The 19,697-nt window shown below is 64.1% G+C and carries 12 protein-coding genes; 4 read left to right on the forward strand and 8 right to left on the reverse strand.

All coding sequences use genetic code 11. From position 1 onward, the window contains the following. Nucleotides 1-35: 35 nt before the first annotated feature. From AC5P78_RS00975 to AC5P78_RS00995, 5 genes are all read right to left on the reverse strand, one after another. Entirely contained in the window at nt 36-2,045 is a 2,010-nt protein-coding gene (locus AC5P78_RS00975; RefSeq protein WP_005414105.1) for a M13 family metallopeptidase, read from the reverse strand. A gap of 222 nt (nt 2,046-2,267) precedes the next feature. Beyond that, nucleotides 2,268-4,370: a M13 family metallopeptidase gene (locus AC5P78_RS00980; protein WP_197634432.1), complete on the reverse strand. Its 2,103-nt coding sequence runs from the start codon at nt 4,368-4,370 to the stop codon at nt 2,268-2,270. 202 nt (nt 4,371-4,572) lie between these two features. After that, the gene (locus AC5P78_RS00985) at nt 4,573-7,659 is read right to left on the reverse strand and encodes a TonB-dependent receptor (protein WP_005414103.1); all 3,087 of its coding nucleotides are present in this window, start codon (nt 7,657-7,659) and stop codon (nt 4,573-4,575) included. Between the two features lie 403 nt (nt 7,660-8,062). Next, a complete protein-coding gene (locus tag AC5P78_RS00990; protein ID WP_262101872.1) occupies nt 8,063-10,885 on the reverse strand; it encodes a TonB-dependent receptor domain-containing protein in 2,823 nt (940 codons plus the stop codon). A gap of 361 nt (nt 10,886-11,246) precedes the next feature. After that, nucleotides 11,247-14,054, reverse strand: a complete 2,808-nt coding sequence (locus AC5P78_RS00995) for a TonB-dependent receptor plug domain-containing protein (RefSeq protein WP_012480903.1) — start codon at nt 14,052-14,054, stop codon at nt 11,247-11,249. A 213-nt stretch (nt 14,055-14,267) separates the two neighbouring features. Between AC5P78_RS00995 and apbC the strand changes: the two genes are divergently transcribed. Beyond that, the gene (gene apbC / locus AC5P78_RS01000; protein ID WP_024956337.1) at nt 14,268-15,122 is read left to right on the forward strand and encodes an iron-sulfur cluster carrier protein ApbC; all 855 of its coding nucleotides are present in this window, start codon (nt 14,268-14,270) and stop codon (nt 15,120-15,122) included. Nucleotides 15,123-15,200: 78 nt separating this feature from the next. After that, complete coding sequence (dcd, locus tag AC5P78_RS01005) at nt 15,201-15,773, forward strand: dCTP deaminase (protein WP_005410499.1); 573 nt, start codon at nt 15,201-15,203, stop codon at nt 15,771-15,773. A 106-nt stretch (nt 15,774-15,879) separates the two neighbouring features. Here dcd and AC5P78_RS01010 read toward each other — a convergent pair whose 3' ends face one another. Genes AC5P78_RS01010 through AC5P78_RS01020 form a run of 3 tightly spaced genes read right to left on the reverse strand, consistent with a single transcriptional unit; the run spans nt 15,880 to nt 17,153 of the window. Next, nucleotides 15,880-16,047: a LiaI-LiaF-like domain-containing protein gene (locus AC5P78_RS01010; protein ID WP_005410498.1), complete on the reverse strand. Its 168-nt coding sequence runs from the start codon at nt 16,045-16,047 to the stop codon at nt 15,880-15,882. A 15-nt stretch (nt 16,048-16,062) separates the two neighbouring features. Further along, on the reverse strand, nt 16,063-16,485 hold the full coding sequence (locus tag AC5P78_RS01015) for an HIT domain-containing protein (protein ID WP_005410497.1): 423 nt from the start codon (nt 16,483-16,485) through the stop codon (nt 16,063-16,065). Further along, complete coding sequence (locus AC5P78_RS01020; protein WP_012480901.1) at nt 16,482-17,153, reverse strand: dienelactone hydrolase family protein; 672 nt, start codon at nt 17,151-17,153, stop codon at nt 16,482-16,484. The genes AC5P78_RS01015 and AC5P78_RS01020 overlap by 4 nt, the downstream gene beginning before the upstream one ends. Nucleotides 17,154-17,357: 204 nt before the next feature. Here AC5P78_RS01020 and rimO point away from each other — a divergent pair, with 204 nt between their 5' ends. Further along, nucleotides 17,358-18,719: a 30S ribosomal protein S12 methylthiotransferase RimO gene (gene rimO / locus AC5P78_RS01025; RefSeq protein ID WP_049436796.1), complete on the forward strand. Its 1,362-nt coding sequence runs from the start codon at nt 17,358-17,360 to the stop codon at nt 18,717-18,719. Continuing rightward, the gene (locus AC5P78_RS01030; RefSeq protein ID WP_138969940.1) at nt 18,716-19,552 is read left to right on the forward strand and encodes a DUF3025 domain-containing protein; all 837 of its coding nucleotides are present in this window, start codon (nt 18,716-18,718) and stop codon (nt 19,550-19,552) included. Before rimO ends, AC5P78_RS01030 begins: the two co-directional genes overlap by 4 nt. Nucleotides 19,553-19,697: the final 145 nt, after the last annotated feature.

Consider the following 19,697-nt stretch of genomic DNA (forward strand, 5'->3'; position numbering starts at 1 on the left):
AGGCGCCCTCTGCATTACCAGTTGCAGCAGTTGGCTCAGCGCCAGACCTTGATCTGCTCGGCTTCGCTGCGCTGCATCGGCTGGCCGGCCTTGCAGCTGAAGGTGGCACCGAACGCCGGCAGGTTGGCCAGCGTGCCGTTGCTGCGCCACAGGCCCGGTGCACGGATGTCGGCGGTCAGGCGACGCACGGCCTCGTTCGGCGACAGCTGCTGCGCCCACAGTGCCGACCAGGCGCGGAAGAAGCCCTGTTGCTGTGCCTGCTTGGCCTTCGGCTCCTGCGCGGTGTACGCGGCCCAGGCCAGTTCCAGACCGGCGATGTCGGCCAGGTTCTCTTCCTGGGTGAGCGTGCCGTTGACCTTGGCACCCTTCACGCCCGGGAAATCGTAGGCGCCGTACTGCGCGGCGACGCGGTTGCCGAGCAGGGTCCAGGCGGTCTTGTCGGCCGGCGTCCACCAGCTGCGCAGTTCGCCCTTGGCATCGACCAGTGCGCCCTTGGCATCGATCGCACGGGTCAGCTCGTGGCCGACCAGGCCACCGAAGCTGCCGAACTTGTCGGCAGCGTCGGCCTTGGCGTTGAACACCGGCCCCTGCAGGATCGCAGCGGTGACGATCAGGCGGTTCTGCGCCAGGTCATAGGCCAGCGACGGCTGCTGCGGCAGCACGTCCCAGCGGCGGTCGGCGTTGCCCTTGCCGATGCGCTTCATTTCCTCACGGTGGCGCCAGGTCGACGCGATCAGCATGTTGCCGCCAAACGAACCACGGCCCATCGGCTGCACGCTGTAGTCGAGATCACGCAGCGGGGTACCGATCTCGATCTTCAGCGCGGCCAGCTTGGCCTGCGCTTCGGTCTTGGCTTCGGCACTCATCCAGCTGCTGTTCTTGACCGCTTCGATCTGCACTTCGCGCACCTTGTCGACGATCCATGCGGCCTGGCGACGGTCTTCGGCCGACAGGTAACGGGCGGCGTATTCGCGACCGAGCATCGGGCCGGCGGCCACGTTGATCGCCTCCAGCACGTCTTCCCAGCGCTGCGGCGGCAGGGTTTCGCCACGCAGCACGCGGCCGCGGAATTCGAATTCGGCGTCGCGGTAGGCCTTGGACAGGTAGGGCGCCATCGAGTCGCCCACGCGCCAGCGCAGGTAGGCCTTCCACTGGTCCGGCTTGAGCTTGGTGACCATGCCATCGAGCTGCTTGAACAGGCCCGGGTCGGCCAGCGAGACCAGATCGTCGTCCACGCCCTGGGCCTTCAGGAAGGCATCCAGCTGCAGGTTGCGGTAGCGGCTGTTGAGCTCCTTGGTGGAGATCGGCGCGTAGTTGTTGAACGGGTTGTTGATGCCGGCCAGCGACTGCGCGTTGCGCGCCAGTTCGGTTTCCAGTGCGATCACCGATTGCGACTCGGCATCCAGCTTGGCGGCCGGAGTGCCGGTCAGTGCCAGGATCTGCTTGACGTAATTGCGGTAGCGGCCCATCAGCGCAACGGTGTCGGCGTCGGTGCGGGTGTAGAACGCCGGGTCCGGCAGGCCCATGCCGCCCTGCATGAAGTAACCGATGTGGCGGTCCAGCGCCTTCAGGTCCACGTCCGGGCCGAAGTTGAAGGCCACCGGGATGCCGACCTGGTGCAGCGCGGCGATCGAGGCCGGCACATCCTTGGCCTTCTTGATGGCGTTGATGCGGGTCAGCAGCGGGGCGATCGGATTGGATCCGTCGGCTTCCACGGCGGCTTCGTCCAGGCCGCTGGCCCAGAAGTCGCCCAGCAGTTTCTGCACGTTGCCCTGCGGCGCCTTCATCGCTGCGTCGAGCAGTTCACGCTGCTGCTGGCGGCTGCGGTCGACCAGCTGGCCCAGCGCGGTGGTGGCACCGGTCTGTGGCACCGGGTTGGCCTTCAGCCAGCCTGCGTTGGTGGCGTCATAGAAGTCGCTGCACTGGGCGCTGACGGCCGGGGCGCGCGCGGCCTTCTTCTTGGCGGCGGCGAACGCATCATGGGTCGGGACCAGGGTCGCCAGGCTGATGCCCAGGGCGATGGCAAGCGGACGGAAATTGGGCATGTGGAACGAATCCGTGATGGATTGAGGGCGCGCGCACTATAGCAAGCCGCGCATCGACGCGGCATGCACGCATCACGCTGCTTTCGCCGACCAGGGTCGGCCGCTAGCGGGGAGCGCCGAGATCATTGGATCCACACCATGCGTGGATGAAAAACACCCCGGAAAAACAAAGGCCCGGGAATTCCCGGGCCTCTGCAGGTCTGCCGCGGCGTCAGCCGTGGCTTACCAGATCACCACCTGCTGGTCGCCGCTGCGGGCCATCGGCGAACCGGCCTTGCACTGGAACGCGGCCGCGAAGGTCGGCAGGTTCGACGGCGCACCCATGGCGCGGAACTGCGCCGGGGCGTGCGGGTCGGTCGCCAGGCGGACCTTGGCGTTCTCCGGGGTGTACTTGGTGCGCCACACGGTGGCCCAGTTGAAGAAGAAGCGCTGGTCGCGGGTGAAGCCGTCCACCTTCGGGTCTTCCTTGCCGGCGCTGGCCTTCTGCAGGGCATCGTAGGCGGTAGCCAGGCCGCCCAGGTCGGCGATGTTCTCACCCAGGGTCAGGTGGCCGTTCACCGCCTGGCCGTCGACCTTGTACTGGTCGAACTGCTTGACCAGCTTGCCGGTCAGGCCTTCGAAGTTCTTCTTGTCAGCGGCGGTCCACCAGTCTTCCATGTTGCCGGTCGGCCCGAAACGTGCGCCCTGGTCGTCGTAACCGTGGGTCATTTCGTGGCCGATCACCGCGCCGATGCCGCCGTAGTTCAGTGCGTCGTCGGCCTTCGGATCGAAGAACGGCGGCTGCAGGATGGCGGCCGGGAACACGATCTCGTTCTGCAGCGGGTTGTAGTAGGCGTTGACCGTCTGCGGGGTCATGCCCCACTCGGTCTTGTCCACCGGCTTGCCGATCTTGGACAGGTTGAACTTGTAGTTGAATTCGTTGGCCGCGCGCACGTTGCCCAGGAAGCTGTCGCGCTGGGTCTGCAGGCCCGACCAGTCACGCCACTTGTCCGGGTAGCCGATCTTCGGGGTGAAGGTTTCCCACTTGGCGATGGCCTTGGCCTTGGTTTCATCGCTCATCCAGCTCAGGCCCTGGATGCGGTCCTTCAGCGAGGCGGCCAGGTTCTTCACCAGTTCTTCCATCTTCGCCTTGGCTTCCGGCGAGAAGGCCACCTTCACGTACAGCTGGCCGAACGCTTCACCGGCGTCATTCTCGATGGTGCCCAGCACACGCTTCCAGCGCGGCTTCTGCTCCTTCTGGCCGTTGAGGGTCTTGCCGTAGAACTCGTAGTTCTCCTGCACGAAGGCGTCGGCCAGGTACGGCGAGGCGCTGTCCACGGTGTGGAAGCGCAGGTAGGCACGCCACACCGACGGATCGGTGTCGCCCAGCGCCTTGCTCACTTCCTCATGGAAGGCCGGCATGGCCAGCGAGAACTTCTCCGGTGCGGCCACGCCCTGCGACTTGAAGAACTCGGTCCAGCTGAAGTTCGGGGTCAGCTTGTCCGCGTCGGCCACGGTGACCGGGTTGTAGTACAGCTCGACGTTGCGCGACAGTTCGACGCGCGACTTGGACGCCTTGGCCAGGCGGGTCTCGAACTTGACCACGTCCTCGGCCTGCTTGGCAGCGTCGGCAGCAGCGACGCCGGACAGCTCCAGCACCTTGGCGACGTGCGCCTGGTAGGCCTTCAGTTTGTCGGCGTTCTTGGCATCGGTGTAGTAGGTGCTGTCCGGCAGGCCCAGGCCGCCCTGGCTGGCGTAGGCCATGTTCACGGCCGAGTTCTTGAAGTCGGCTTCGGCGCCGAAGCCGAACAGAACGTTGTCACCCTTGGCGGCGCTGGAGCGCAGGTAATTGGCGATGGCCGCCTTGTCCTGCAGGCCATCGATCGCGGTCAGGTCGGCCTTCAGCGGCTCGATGCCCTGGGCGTTGATCTTGGCCTCGTCCATGCCGGTGGCCCACAGGTCGCCGACGATCTTCTCGATGTGGTTCGGAGTCTTCACCTGCGCGACCTGTTCGGCCAGCTGGTGCTGCACGGCCACCGAGCGCTCGTCGAGGATGGTGAACGCGCCCCAGCTGGTGCGGTCGCCCGGGATTTCATTGGCGGCCAGCCACTTGCTGTTCACGTAGTCGCCGAAGGCGCCGCAGGCGTCCTTGCTGGCATCCAGGTCGCTGGGCTGGAAGGCGTTGTAGGCCGGCAGCTTGCTCTCGTCCAGGGTGTACTGGGTGGCTTCGGCGGCAGCCGGCGTGGAGGCGGTGGCGTCCTTGGCCGGGGTTTCGTTCTTGCCGCAGCCAACCAGCGCGGCCGAAACGGCCAGGGTCAGCAGCACGATCTTGGGAGTACGGGTCACTTTGATGGCCTCCAGGCCGAGTGAGTCAGGGAAGGGCCGCAGGGACGGCCGTGGGCCGAACGATACGCCGCCGGCTTGCCCTGCAAGGGTGTCGAAGGTCATGGCCGGGCGCAAGGGGCCGACGGCGACGCGCCACGAAAGGAAAAAAGAAGGGCCCGTGCGGATCGCACGGGCCCTCGGGGTCAACGATGCTGCCGGATGATCAGAAATCGTATCGGGCAGTGAAGCGGAAGTAGCGCGGGGTCGAGTAGTTCAGGTCACGACCGTACTCCGGGTTGTAGTCCGCTGCGCCGCGGTACGGCGAGGCGGCGTAACGCGAGTACGTGCTGCCAGCCACCTGGCGATTCAGCAGGTTGATCACATCGGCCTGCAGGGTCAGGCCCTTCGCCCAATCCGGCGTGTACGCGACATTCAGCCCCAGGTTGAACTGCCACGGTGCCTTGCCGTGCGAACCGCGCGGCGAGGAACCGTAGTCCGCCGACGGCGGCACGTAACCGGCCGTGCCCGGTGTGGTGCCGCTGCCCGGCAGGCCGCAGTACCAATAGTAGGAGCCATCGTAGAGGCCCTTGTCTGGGGTCGGGTACATGCTGGTGCAGTTGTTCGGACGACCTTCGGCAACGGTCAGGCTGCCACCCACGCGCCACTCGGGGGTCAGCTTCATGTAGCCGAACGCCTTGAGCACATGGCCACGGTGGTTCGGCAGCAGCCCATTGGCGCCCTGCATCAGCTGCGGCAGATCCCAGTCCTGGGTGACCGACACATCTTCCTGGCCACCGGTACCGGTATCCAGGTCGGAGTTCAGCTGGCCTTCGGTATTGCCGTAGTTGCGGCTGAAGGTGTACATGACCTTGCCGTACCAGTTGTCCGTACGCTTCTCCAGGAACAGGTCCAGCGCGTAGTACTTGCGCTTGAGCTTGGGCAGGCCAAGGTCAGCTGCCGAATAGTGCACCTTCTCGTAGCTGCCATCGGCCTGTTCTTCCCAGAAGGTGTTGCCCACGCCGGGGTTGAACAGGAAGCATGCGCCGCCCAGCGCGGGGGTGCAGGTGTCGTCGATCGCGCTCTTCAGTTCGCGGTAGGTGAACTTCGCGCCCCAGACGGTATCAGCCGCAAGCTGCTGCTCCATGCCAATGATGTACTCGTCCTGGTAGTGCGACTTCATGTCCACTGCGGCCAAGGTGCGCGGATTCGGCGCACTGCCGCATTCCAGGTTGCTGGCGACAGCGTTGGTGCCCGGGCACAGGTACCCCTTCGAGGCATCGACCGGAATGGAATTGAGCCCCGTCGGTGCACCGGTGGTCGGATCGACGCCGGTGTAGGTGAAGTACTCGTTGGTGTTGAGCGAGCCGGAGGCTGCACGCACTGCCACGTTGTTCGGCATGGCCAGGTGGTAGCGACCGGCATTGGCGAACAACTTCAGCGACGAGTCGCCATGAACGTCCCAGGCCACGCCCAGACGCGGTGCCAGCTGCGTCTTCTGGCTCGCATACTTCTCGCCCGTGCCGGTGTAGTTGGTGAACTGTTCGTTGCGCAGACCCAGCGATAGCAAAACGTTGTCCGAAACCTGCCAGCGGTCTTCGATGTACTGCGAGGCCTGCTCGGTCTTCGGCTGTGCCAGCTTGGTGCTGTACAGGCGATAGACGTAGTAGCCCTGTGCGCCCAGGCCGCCACCGGAAGCTGCCGAGCTCACGCCGTGCGATGCATCGATCGGGGTGTTCGGGTTGGTGGAGCGACGATAGATCCAGCCGTAGCCACCCGGATACTCGGTGCCGGTCAGCGACTCTGCATCCTGGCGGTCGAAGCCGAAGCGGAGTTCATGGTTGCCCAGACGCCAGGTCAGGTCGATACGCCCGCCCTTGGTCTCGTCGAAGGCGCCGTCGGCATTGACCAGCGAGGTCGTGCTCTGGCAGCCGCTGTAGTTCAGGCCCGGCACGCGTGCAGTGGTTCCGGCACTGATGTACGGGCAGCTTGCGTCGTAGTTGTACAGGCCCTGCGAGTGTTCGATCTTCTGGCGACCGTACAGCGCCGACAGGGTCAGGTTGTCGGTCAGGTAGCCGGTGTACTTGCCGATGTAGAGTTTGGAGTCTTCCTTGGTGCTGATGCCGCCGGTCTGCACGTCGCCATGTGTGAACTTGTTGTAGTCGAACGAGTAGTACTCGGCGTCGTACTTGGTAACGTCAGACACACCTGTCAGCTCGATGACGTGGTTGTCGGTGATGTTCCAGTCGATCTTCGCCGTCCAGCGCGGATATTCATAGGTGTACTCGTTCCAACCGCGGGTCAGGTTGGCCGGGCTGGTGTTGGTCGCGTAGCGGGCGCTGGTGCCGTCAGTCTTGGTGAACTCGCCGTTGACGAAGAAGAACAGCTTGTCCTGGACGATCGGGCCGCCGACATAGGCACCGGTGGTGTTCTGCCAGGAGTTGTTCTTGTTGCGGTACTGATACAGCTTGCCATCGGTCTGGTAAGCCGCGCCGCGCGGATCATTGGCGGTAAAGTGGCCGGTGTTGGCGTAATACATGTTGCGCGGAGATGCGCGCAGCGATTCCGGGCTCCAGATCTCGTACGCACCGGCCTTCCATTCGTTGGTGCCGCGACGGGTCACGATGTTGACCACGCCACCGGTGGAGCGCCCAAAGTCCGCGCCATAGCCGCCGGTGAGGACCTGTTCCTGGGCGATGGCCTCAAAGGGCAGTGTGGTCGAGCCGATGCTGGTCAGCGGGTTGGTTACCGCAAAGCCGTTGATGTAATAGGCATTCTCCGACGCAGCAGAACCGCCGAAGCTGGGTACGCCGCTGTAGCTGTTGCTGGCGATCGCACCGGGTGCCAGCAGGGCAACAGCAGTGATGTCGCGCGGCAGCGGAAGGCTGCGCAGGTCTTCGTAGCTGAAGACGGTCCGGGTATCGACCTGCGAAACGTCGATCGATGCCATCGACGCGGCGCGCACCACGATGCCGTCCAGATCAGTCGCCTTGCCGCCGGCGAAGGAGACCTCGGTGCCGGAGGCGATGTTGACCGCCACGTCATTCTGTGTCGTGACCGTGGCGCCGTCACGGCGCAGTTCCACCGAGTAGCGGCCGTTGGGCAGGTCGGACACGCGGTAACGACCATTGGCATCAACCGGCAGGGTGCGCGTGGCGCCGGTCCCCAGGTTGCGGACAACCACGCTCGAACCCGCGCCGGCCGGCGCCTGGCCGTAGATGTAACCGGTCACGGACTGAGCGTGGGCGATCGAGAAAAGGCAACCAGACAGGGCGGTAGCCAGCGCCGCGCGGCGCCAGAACTTCGTTTGCATCAGGACTCTCTCCGGGGTGTAGTGGGTGCGCCTCGTGGCCAAACAGGAACGCGGTCACAAACGGCGTGCCTCATTTATAAATGCCTCGTGAACAAAAATGCAATGAATCCTGAATGAAATTTTTTAGGTGACAAGACTTGGAAAAACTCCGGGTTGGTAAAAAACGCAATATTGAAGCTAAGTTCTGCGAAAATACATATAAAATCATTGTCATGTGATGGGCGGCGCGATCGCTGCATGAGGTGGAATTGTCATATTTTTCTGACATTCATGAATCCAGCCGCTAACGATCAAGGATGGTCACCGACGCGCAGCATCCGGAGAGAAGCGGTGGAAGACCCACGCAGGCAAAAAAAAGCCCCGCCGGAGCGGGGCCTCTGCTTCCATGTGCGTTTGGCTGTGCTTACTTCCTGCCGAAGTCGTACTGGGCCTGGACGTAGATAGCGCGCCCGTAGGCGTTGTAGAGCGAGTTGTTGTACGGCACGTCGATGTTGCCCGCGTAGGAGTGCTGCTGGTTGTCCGGTACCTTGTTGAACAGGTTGTTGACCATCAGCGAGAACGTCAGGTTGTCCATCGCGCGGTAGTTCACGCTCAGGTTGTACGTCGTGTAAGAGCCCCACTTGCCAGCCTTGTAGCCGGACGTCGGATCGACATAGTCATAGCCACGGCCCAGGTAGGACAGGTAGTTCGGCGTGCGGCCGATGTAATTGAAGTACAGCGTGGTGGTGAACTTGTCGATCGCCCAGCCGATCGAGCCGTCAGCCCGGACCTTGGCGTAGGAGTCGTACACCCACATTGCGTACGGGTTGCCCAGCAGATCCAGGAACGGGTCGTTGAGCTGCGGCTGCAGTTCACGCTTGAGTATGTTGGTGTAGTTGCTGGAGAACTGCAGCGAACCGAAGCGACCGATGTCCTGCACGTACTTGAAGCTGGCAGTGACCGCCTCGAGGTTCTGCCGTGCCACGTTCAGCTTCGGCGTGTAGATCTCCTCCAGCGCGCCGGTGGCATCACGGGTGACCCAGTTGGCCACTTCCTCGCAGGTGGCGCCAGCGGTGTTGGTCAGGCCGTTGCGGCAGTAGTACTCGGCCAGCAGCAACTGGTCGGAGCTGAGGGTGTTGACCTCGTTCTTGATCTTCCAGTTGTAGTAGTCCAGGGACACCGACAGGTTGTTGATCGGCGCCCACACCAGGCCCGCGTTCCACACATCGGCGGTAATCGGCTTCAGCTCCGGATTGCCCGACTGGGTGCCGAACACCGACACGCTGCCGTAGCGGCAGTCGACCGTGTTGGACGGATCGAACCCGAGCTGGCCACAGCGGTAGTAATCCTTGGACCCATTGGCGTAGTAGCCGCTCTTGCCCTGGAAGGCATCGGGCAGGGACGGGGCGCGGAACGCGGTGCCGTACTTGCCGCGGACCAGCAGGCTTTCGAAGGGGCGGAACTCGAGGCCGATGCTGTAGGTGGGCTTGTCTACGGTATGGCCGGCGATCTTGAAGTTGTCGTAGCGGCCGGAAGCGGTGACCGTCAGCATGTCATGCAACGGCAGACGCAGTTCGCTGGTGACAGCGTAGTTGCTGCGATGGCCGTTGCCCGCCACCGAGGTGGTACCGAACACCGTGCCGTCGGTCAGGCGCACGTCCGGCGTGTAGTTCCACCCTTCGCTGCCGCCTTCAACCACGGCGGCAAAGCCGGCGTCGCCACCGGGCAGCTTGAACAGCGAGCTGTTGGTGATCTGCGCGCGGGTCTGGGTCTGCCAGGTGCGGCTGCGGCTGGTGGTGAAGCCGGTGAAGCTCTGGAAGGCCCCTTGCGGCAGCTGGGAATAGAAAGCACCCCAGTTCGGGTTGTAGATGTTGTAGCCGTCGTCGGTCTGGCCCAGCACCGGTCCCAGCACGTTGTCGGCAAACCAGTTGTTGATCGGGTCGTTCCAGCGCGCATAGCCACGCTCGTTGAGCTTGTACTCGCCGTGGGTGATGCTGGCCTCGTAGTCCCAGTTGCTGCCGATCGCGCCGCGTGCGCCCAGCGTGACCTGATAGGACTTGCTGCGGTCGGTATTCATGATGTCGCGGTAGCCGATGCCGCCGATGTCTTCGGGTGCGAACACGCGTTGCAGCCCCAGATAGCGACCACTGGACTGATCGAAGAACGGACCCATGCTGATGTCCGTGCCCCAGTAGTTGTAGCCGGCACCGGTGTTGTACTTGACGGTTTCGTAGCTGTAGAGGACATCGCCGAACAGCTGCAGGTTGTCATTCACGTCGTAGGTCAGCGACGAATAGAGCTGGCTGCTTTCCTTGCCGTTCTTGATCGTCTTGTAACCCGCGCCGAACGCGGAGCCGCAGGATTGTCCAGCGCGGCGCGTACCGAGGATGGTGGTGCCGCCGAACTGGCCGGAAACGCCGGCGCAGTTGTTCGGATCCATCATCAGGAAATCATTGGTATCCGCGTCGAAGACCAGGAAGTCGTTCGAGGGCAGCTGGCGCGTGTAGCCATGCGGATTGTTCTGCTTGGTGATGTCGCGCTGGTAACCCCAGATCGGGTTGGTCTTTTCATACTGCACATTGACCAGGGCGCGGAAGCGATCGTCCTTGCTGTTGAAGCCATTGGCGCCGCTCACGCGGAAGCTGGCGCCACCGCCATCGGAATAGGCGCCGCCGCGCACGTTCAGCGTGCCGCCGTCCATGCGTTCCTTGAGGATGATGTTGACCACGCCGGCGATCGCGTCCGAACCGTACAGGGATGACTGGCCACCGGGCAGCACCTCGATGCGGTCGACGATGTCGATGGGGATGCCGCTGATGTTGTTGAACGCGTCGCTGCCGTTGTACAGCGCCGGATACGAGAGCATCGGGCGGCCGTTGATCAGGTACTTGGTGTAGCCCGGGTTCAAGCCGAACATGCCAGCCGCTTCAGCACCCTGGGTGAAGGATGCCGAGGTCTGGCCGCCTTGCAGGCCGCCGGTGGTCAACGAGGACTGCTGCAACACTTCGGCAACGCTGGAGAAACCGCGCGCCTGAATCGCCTCGGCGCTGATGGTCAGCACCGGCGTCTGGTTTTCGATCTGCGTCTGCGGGATCAGCGAGCCGGTGACCGTGACCCGGTCGAGGTTGGTCGCGGCCTTGCTGCTGTCCTGGGCGAGTACGGTGGCGCTGCTGCCGGCCAGCAACAAGCCGCAGGCGACGGCGTGGGTGAGCGGGTGGTGCGAGAATGCGAAGCGACGACGAGACATGCGATTACTCCGTGTGATCGTGATGACGCGTGTATCCCTTTCCTGGGATTTCGATTCTGTTCAGCTGCTTTGCCTATGCGGTTTAGCGGCGTAGCGTCAACGTAACACACGCTTAACGTGCCTTGCGCAGTTCTGTAACGGTCGGTGACGGACGGTTGCGCGCTTGGTGAAAAGCCCCTTCTCCACAGGCATTTCTGCCGTTTTCCGGATTATCGGAAAGCAGGGAAAATGAATATTTGATAAATTCAACTGACATTAACAATCGATACGTCGCGGGCTTTCCCCATGCCGCATAGAAGGAAAAAAAAGGCCCCGCCGAAGCGGGGCCTGGTCCAGACACGAAGTCCGGAAAACGACGGGATCAGAAGTTGTACTTGACCTGGGCCGAGATCTGGCGGCCGTAGACGCTGTAGAAGCCGTCATTGAACGGGGTCGATTCGTTGCCCGGGTAGTTGTAGCGCTGGCCTTCCGGCAGCTTGTTGAACACGTTGTTGACCATCAGCGACAGGACCAGATCGTCCTGTGCCTGGTAGTTCATGCTCAGGTTGTACGTGGTGTACGAACCCCACTTGCCGGCCTTGGCGCCGGAAGAGTGGACATAGCCGTAGCTGCGGCCGGTGTAGGCCAGGTAGTTCGGGGTGCTGCCAACGTAGTTGGCGTACACGGTGGTGGTGAACTTGGCGATGTTCCAGGCCACCGACAGATCGCCACGGACCTTGGCGAAGTTGTCGTAGTACCACATGTTGTACGGATCGCTCAGCAGGTCGAGCTTGGCGGCGCCCGGCATCGGCTGCACTTCACGCTTCAGCATGTTCGTGTAGTTGCCGGAGAACATCAGCGAGCCGAAGCGGCCGATATCCTGCTGGTACTTGGCCGCCACCGTCACCGCTTCCAGGTTCTGGCTGGCGACGTTGAGCTTCGGCGTGTACACCCGGGTCAGGTTGCCGCCGGCATCGCGCGACACCCAGTCGGTGACGTTCTGGCAGCTGGCCGAGGTGTTGTTCGGCAGCCCGTTGTGGCACTGGTACTCGGCCAGCAGCAGCTGGTCGGTGCTGAGGGTCTTGACCTCGTTCTTGATCTTCCAGTTGTAGTAGTCGGCCGACAGCGAGAAGTTGCTCACCGGGGCCCACACCACGCCTGCGCTCCACACGTCGGCGGTGATCGGCTTCAGGTCCGGGTTGCCGGACTTTTCGCTGTACACCGAGGTGTTCTTGTAGAACGAGCAGGCCTCGTCACGCAGGCCGTAGCCCAGCTGGCTGCAGCGGTAGTAGTCATTCTGGCCGGACGAGTACGAGCCGCTCATGCCCTGGAAGGCATCGGACAGGGTCGGTGCACGGAAGGCGGTGCCGTACTTGCCGCGCAGCAGCAGGCTCTCGATCGGACGGAATTCCAGGCCGATGCTGTAAGTGGCCTTGTCGACGGTCTTGTCGGCGATCTTGAAAGCGTCATAACGGCCCGAGGCGCTGACGGTCAGCTTCTCCAGCAGCGGCATGCGCAGTTCGCTGGTGACCGCGTAGTTGCTGCGGTGGCCGGCGCCCGCGACGGCGGTGGTGCCCCACACGTTGCCGTCGACGAAGGCCTGGTCCGGCGAGTAGTCCCAACCTTCGCTGCCACCTTCCAGCACGACGGCCAGGCCGGCGTCACCGCCCGGCAGGCTGAACAGCGAGCCGTTGGTCACCTGCACGCGACCCAGGTTCTGCCAGGTCTTGCTGCGGTGGGTGCCGTAGCCGGTGAAGCTGGCGAACTGGTCCGGGGTGATCGGCGAGTAGAAGGCAGCGTAGTTCGGGTTGTAGATGCCGAACGTGGCGGTCGGGTCCTTCGGGTCGGTGTAGGTGCCCAGGCGCGGGCCCAGCACGGTCTGGCCGAAGAAGTCCTCGATCTTGTCCTTCCAGCGCACGAAGCGGTTCTGGTCCAGGCGGTACTCGCCACGGGTGAAGCTGGCGCTGTAATCCCAGTCGCCGACCATGCCCTTGCCGCCCAAGGTGACCTGGTAGGCGCGGCTCTCATCGGAGTTCAGGATGTTGTTGTAGTCGCCCTCGCCGATCTCCTCCGGCGCGAAGGCGCGCTGCAGGTTCACGACCTTGCCTGCGCCCTGGTCGTAGAAGCCACCCATGACCGACTTCGTGCCCCACCACAGGGCGCTGGAGCCGGAGGTGAACTCGGTCTTTTCCTTGCTGTACAGCACGTCGGCGAACAGCTGGAAGTTGTCGTTCACGTCGAAGGTCATCGACGAGTAGAACTGGCCGCTGTTCTTGCCGTTCTTCAGGGTCTTGTAGCCGGCGCTGTACACCGAACCGCAGGACTCGCCCGACGCGCGCTTGCCGACGACGGTGGTGCCGTCGTACAGGCCTGCCACGTTGGCGCAGCGACTCGGGTCCATCATCAGCAGCTTGTTGTCTGCATTGGTGATGACGGCGAAGTCGTTCGACGGCACCTGCGCGGTGTAGCCGACCGGGTTGTTCTGCTTGGTGATGTCACGCTGGTAGCCCCAGATCGGGCTGCCGTTCTCGATCTGCACGTTGACCAGCGCGTGGAAGCGGTCGTCGAACGCGTTGAAGCCCTTGGCTGCGCTGAAGCGGATATTGCTGCCGCCGCCTTCGGTGTAGGTGCCGCCACGGACGGTCATCGTACCGCCGTCCATGCGCTCCTTCAGGATGATGTTGACCACACCGGCGATCGCGTCCGAGCCGTACAGCGAGGACTGGCCACCGGGCAGCACTTCGATGCGCTCGACGATGTCGATCGGAATGCCGCTGATGTTGTTGAAGGTGTCGCTACCGTTGTACAGCGCCGGATACGAGAGCATCGGGCGGCCGTTGATCAGGTACTTGGTGTAACCCGGGTTCAGGCCGAACATGCCGGCTGCTTCAGCGCCCTGGGTGAACGAACCCGAGGTCTGGCCACCCTGCAGGCCGCCGGTGGTCAGCGAGGACTGCTGCAGCACTTCAGCAACGCTGCTGAAGCCGCGGGTCTGGATGTCTTCGGCGGTGATGGACATCACCGGGGTCTGGGTTTCAACCTGGGTCTGCGGGATCAGCGAACCGGTGACGGTGATCTTGTCCAGGTTGGTCGCCTTGTCCTGGGCCATTGCCGGGGCGGCGGCCATCAGGGCGGAAATCAGGGCGACGGCGAGCGTGTTGCGACGTGCGGTGTTGCTTGCGTATTTCATGTAGTTCCAATAGAGAGCAAAAACAAAAATCGGCACTGCGCATGCGCCATCGTGCGCGCTGGAAACCAGCTCCGCAGCCCAAAACAGTGCTTCAGGAACGTAACATGAACTTAACAATCTGTGCACGAATCTGTAGCAATCCTGAATTTCAGTCAGGCTACGTCCAGCTTGTATGATGTTGGGTTATTCCCCCTGATACAGCTGGTGCCCGTTGTGAACAGTTCCCCCCGCCGCCCCCATGCCAGCCAGGTCCAGAAGGGACTGACGCCACATGCCCGCATCCGCAATGTCATCGCGGTCGGCTCCGGCAAGGGCGGCGTGGGCAAGTCGACCACCGCGGTCAATCTGGCCGTGGCGCTGCAGCAGCTGGGCGCACGTGTCGGCGTGCTGGACGCGGACATCTACGGCCCCAGCGTGCCCGCCATGCTGGGCTTGTCCGGGCGGCCGGAAAGTCCCGACAACAAGAGCATCGAGCCCCTGCGCGCGTTCGGCGTGGACACGATGTCGATCGGTTACCTGATCGAAGAGGACACGCCGATGATCTGGCGCGGTCCGATGGCCACCTCGGCAATGACCCAGCTGTTCAACGACACGCTGTGGGATGACCTGGATTTCCTGCTGATCGACCTGCCGCCGGGCACCGGCGACATCCAGCTGACTCTGACCCAGAAGATCCCGCTGGCCGGTGCGGTGATCGTCACCACGCCGCAGGACATCGCCACGCTGGATGCGAAGAAGGCGCTGAAGATGTTCGAGAAGGTCGAGGTGCCGGTGCTGGGCATTGTCGAGAACATGGCCGTGCACACCTGCAGCCACTGCGGGCATGTCGAGCATCTGTTCGGCGAGGGCGGTGGCGAGCGCATGGCCGCGCAGTACGGCGTGCCGCTGCTGGGATCGCTGCCGCTGCAGATCGGCATCCGCGAGCAGGGCGATAGCGGTACCCCGATCACCGTGGCGCAGCCCGATTCGGTGCCGGCGCAGGCCTACCGCCATGCCGCGCAGCGCCTGATCGAGGAAGTGGGCAAGCGCCCGCGGGCGTCGATTCCGATCCTGTCGTCGCTGCTGTAAGCACCTCGGCCGGTGCCGTCGGCGATGCCCGGCCCCCTGCTAGAATCCTCGCGCCCCTCGTATCCCCCAGGACAAAGCATGAGCATCAAGAGTGACCGTTGGATCCGCCGCATGTCCGAGCAGCACGGCATGATCGAGCCGTTCGAGGCCGGGCAGGTCAAGCAGGCCAACGGCGAGCGCATCGTCAGCTACGGCACGTCCAGCTATGGCTACGACGTGCGCTGCTCGCGCGAGTTCAAGGTGTTCACCAACATCAACTCGACCATCGTCGATCCCAAGCATTTCGACTCGGGCAGCTTCGTCGACATTACCGCCGACGAGTGCATCATTCCGCCGAACAGCTTCGCGCTGGCGCGTACCGTCGAGTACTTCCGCATCCCCCGCGACACCCTGGTGGTGTGCCTGGGCAAGAGCACCTATGCGCGCTGCGGCATCATCGTCAACGTGACGCCGCTGGAGCCGGAATGGGAAGGCCACGTCACCCTGGAATTCAGCAACACCACGCCGCTGCCGGCGCGCATCTACGCCAACGAAGGCGTTGCACAGATGCTGTTCTTCCAGGCCGCGGCCGATGACATCTGCGAGACGTCGTACCGCGATCGTGGCGGCAAGTACCAGGGCCAGACCGGTGTGACCCTGCCGCGGACCTGAAGATTGCAGGCGGTTTGTGGAGCCGAGCCATGCTCGGCTTCAAGGCGGGGCAGCCGAGCATGGCTCGGCTCTGCATGAACGAGGGCGGCGCAATGCGCCGCCTTCGTTATTTTCCGCGCCCGAACAGCATCGCGATCCCGACACCCACCAGCGCCACCGGCCACCAGGTCAGCAGCAGCTTGGACAGGTTCAGGTGCGTCCAGCCGAGGTTGCTGGCGAGCATGAACAGGCCGATCAGGATCAGCAGGATGGCGGCAACGAGGTTGAATCGCATCGGGTCGGCGAAGGCTCAGGTGTGGGCCGGATATCCTAGCCGTTCCTTCCAGTAGGCGACATGCTGGTCCAGTGCGGCCGCTTCGTAGCGGTGCGCGGGACCGCTGCCCCAGACCGGGCCCGGCCAGGCCGGATCACCGTCATGGCGGCCGATCACGTGGAAGTGCAGCTGGCGCACGATGTTGCCCAACGCGCCGATGTTGATCTTCTCCACCCCGTCGGCGCCCTTCAGGGCCTTGCAGGCGCGGTTGAGCTCGGTGCGCAGCTTGTCCTGCTGCTCGCCGTCCAGCTCGATCCACTCGGTGACCCCGGCCAGGCGCGGTACCAGTACCAGCCACGGGAATCGTTCGTCGTTCATCAGCCGCACTTGCGACAACGGTCCTTCGGCCACCAGCACGCTATCGGTGGCCAGGCGTGAATCGAGTTCGAATTCGCTCATCCAAGATGCTCCGAGAAGAAGTCCAGGGTGCGTTGCAGCGCCAGGGCGGCGCTGTCTGGATCATACGCATGTCCGACCTCCCGGTTGAAGGCGTGGTCGGCCGGATAGACGAAGGTGGCCATCTGCGGCAGCTTCTCGCGATGGGCCTGGACCGCTTCCGGCGGGATGCTGCGGTCCTGGGCGCCGAAGTGGAAGATCACCGGCGCCTTCGGCGTCTCATCGAGGAACTGGACGTTGCGCGCGCCGTAGTAGCTGACGGAGGGCAGGCCCAGGCGCACTGCGGACAGCATCGCTACCGTACCGCCCCAGCAGTAGCCGACGGTGCCGACCTTGCCGTAGGGGGCAAGCCGGGTGGCTGCCGCGCGGACCACTTCCAGCGCCTTCTCCATGCCCAGCGCGCTGACCCGTTCCAGGCCCTGCTTCACGCCGTCGGCGTCGTAGGGCAGGGCGTCCGGGTCGGCATCGGGGCCATCGACCAGGTCGAAGAACGACGGTGCCAGCACCGCATAGCCCTCGGCGGCGAAGCGCTCGGCCACGCCGCGGATGTGCGGGTTGGCGCCGAAGATTTCCTGCACCACCACCAGCCCGCCTCGCGCGGTGCCCTCGGGGAGTGCCTGCCAGGCCCGGACGGGGCCGTGGTGCGTATCCAGGGTGATCCACTCGGCCATCTTCATCTACTCTCGTTGCAGGGACAGGACTGCATTGTCGGTGCTGCGAGGGTTAGCGCGGTGTCAGCGGCTGTGCGCGATCGGGCGGCTGGCCGTTCAGAGCCCGGCCGCCAACCCCGGTATACTGGCGCCCTTTCAGGCCCCGGCCCCCAGGAACCCCTGCCATGCCGGCAGGGGCCCAGGCCTCCAGAGTCCCGCGATTCCATGTCCCAGCTGAACCCCAAAGTCGGCTTCGTCAGCCTTGGCTGCCCGAAGGCCCTTGTCGATTCCGAGCGCATCCTTACCCAGCTCCGCTCGGAGGGCTACGACATCGTCCCGTCCTACGATTCGGCCGACGTGGTGGTGGTCAACACCTGCGGCTTCATCGATTCGGCGGTGACCGAGTCGCTGGACGCGATTGGCGAGGCGATGAACCAGAACGGCAAGGTCATCGTCACCGGCTGCCTGGGCAAGCGCCCGGAGCAGATCCGCGAGGCCTACCCGAACGTGCTGGCGGTGTCCGGCCCGCAGGACTACCAGAGCGTGATGGAAGCGGTGCATGAAGCACTGCCGCCCAAGCACGATCCGTTCGTGGACCTGGTGCCGGACTACGGCATCAAGCTGACCCCGCGCCACTATGCCTACCTGAAGATCTCCGAAGGCTGCAACCATAAGTGCAGCTTCTGCATCATTCCGTCGATGCGCGGCAAGCTGGTCTCGCGCCCGGTGGATGAAGTGCTGCGTGAAGCCGAGCGCCTGGTGCGTGGTGGCGTGCGCGAGCTGCTGGTGGTTTCGCAGGACACCTCGGCCTACGGCGTGGACGTGAAGTACGCCGAGAAGATGTGGCGCGACAAGGCCTACCAGACCCGCCTGAAGGCGCTGTGCGAAGGCCTGTCCGAGCTGGATGCGTGGGTGCGCATGCACTACGTCTACCCATATCCGCATGTGGACGAGGTGGTGCCGCTGATGGCCGAGAACCGCATCCTGCCGTACCTGGACATCCCGTTCCAGCACGCCAGCCCGCGCATCCTGCGCCTGATGAAGCGCCCCGGTGCGGTCGAAAAGACCCTGGAGCGCGTGCAGAACTGGCGCCGCATCGCCCCGGACATCACCGTGCGTTCGACTTTCATCGTTGGCTTCCCCGGCGAGACCGAGGCCGAGTTCGAAGAACTGCTGTCGTTCCTGGACGAGGCACAGCTGGATCGCGTCGGTGCGTTTGCCTACTCACCGGTCGAAGGTGCCACCGCCAACGACCTGCCCGATGCGGTGCCGGAAGAAGTGAAGCAGGAACGCCTGGCCCGTTTCATGGAGAAGCAGGCGCAGATTTCCGCCGCGCGCCTGGAAGCCAAGATCGGTACCGTGCAGCAGTGCCTGGTCGACGCCATCGAAGGTGACATCGCCGTGGCCCGTTCCAAGGCCGATGCGCCGGAGATCGACGGCCTGGTGCACATCCAGAATGCCGACCAGGTGCCGCTGCGCGTGGGTGAGTTCGTCGACGTGGAAATCACCGAGAGCGACGAGCACGACCTGTACGGTGATGCGCTGCCCGCCGCTACCCGCCCGGCATTCGATCTCAAGATGCTGTGACCGCAGCGACGACCGCCGCCGGTGACGGCAGCGGCGTGCGCCGCTTCGTGCCGCCGCCGCGTGCGGCGGTCGATCCGCAGGTGTTCGCGCACCCGGTGTTTGCCGGGTTGCGCGACGTCCATGACCTGCTGGCCAGCCCCGAGTGGCCGTCCATTGCAGCGCTCGAGGCACGCCTCACGCTGCCCGGCAAGCACCTGGTCGAGCAGGATGCCGCGCTGCTGGCCGACGGCCTGCACTACGAAGCCCGCATCGCACAGGGGCGCATCGCCACCCGCGCCGACAACTGGCATGACCTGTTCAATGCACTGGTGTGGGCCCGTTACCCGCAGCTCAAGCAGGTGCTCAATGTGCAGCAGTGCAGGCATATCGCATCCATGCCGCCGGGCCAGCGCAATCGCGCGCAGGCCGCGCTGACCCAGTTCGACGAAACCGGTGTGATCGTGCGTGTGCGCGATGAGGACGTGTTGGCCGCATGGGACGTGCATGATTGGCCGGCGTTGTTCGAGCCTGCGCGCTGGCAGAGTGGTGACATCGCTATCGCTGCGATATTCGGGCACGCGCTGATGGAGCAGGCGCTGCTACCGGGGCGCCTGCTGGTCGGCAAGTGCGTGGTGGTGCACGGTGAAGTCGATGATGCCTGCGTTGACGCAGTGACCGCGGCCATCGCCGAGGGCAGGGCAGTGGCAGATCCCCTGCAGTTGCGTCCGCTGCCGCTGGCGGGAATCCCGGGCTGGCACCAGGGACAGGATGCCGCCTTCTATGCAGATGCCGCGTACTTCCGCCCGCTGCGGGCCGGCCGCCAGTACCCGCCGCCGTTGCACAGGGCTATGTAGAGTCGACTGTCAGTCGACTGCTCTTCGTTCCGAGGCCGTGAACGCCCGACAGGTGGCTTCGGCGAGTCATCAACCGCGATGAGGAGCGCGGTGCGCTTACCGTCCGGCTGCGGAGGTTTGTGCCGCGCTTGGCGCGGTAGTCGAC

It is taken from the genome of Stenotrophomonas sp. YJH_SMC_133 (assembly GCF_059370655.1).

Bases quoted from the DNA above. Each gene is read 5' to 3' on its own strand.
- AC5P78_RS00975 (WP_005414105.1), bottom strand. From the start codon at position 2,045: ATGCCCAATTTCCGTCCGCTTGCCATCGCCCTGGGCATCAGCCTGGCG.
- AC5P78_RS00985 (WP_005414103.1), bottom strand. From the start codon at position 7,659: ATGCAAACGAAGTTCTGGCGCCGCGCGGCGCTGGCTACCGCCCTGTCT.
- AC5P78_RS00990 (WP_262101872.1), bottom strand. From the start codon at position 10,885: ATGTCTCGTCGTCGCTTCGCATTCTCGCACCACCCGCTCACCCACGCC.
- AC5P78_RS00995 (WP_012480903.1), bottom strand. From the start codon at position 14,054: ATGAAATACGCAAGCAACACCGCACGTCGCAACACGCTCGCCGTCGCC.
- dcd (WP_005410499.1), top strand. From the start codon at position 15,201: ATGAGCATCAAGAGTGACCGTTGGATCCGCCGCATGTCCGAGCAGCAC.
- AC5P78_RS01010 (WP_005410498.1), bottom strand. From the start codon at position 16,047: ATGCGATTCAACCTCGTTGCCGCCATCCTGCTGATCCTGATCGGCCTG.
- AC5P78_RS01015 (WP_005410497.1), bottom strand. From the start codon at position 16,485: ATGAGCGAATTCGAACTCGATTCACGCCTGGCCACCGATAGCGTGCTG.
- AC5P78_RS01020 (WP_012480901.1), bottom strand. From the start codon at position 17,153: ATGGCCGAGTGGATCACCCTGGATACGCACCACGGCCCCGTCCGGGCC.
- rimO (WP_049436796.1), top strand. From the start codon at position 17,358: ATGTCCCAGCTGAACCCCAAAGTCGGCTTCGTCAGCCTTGGCTGCCCG.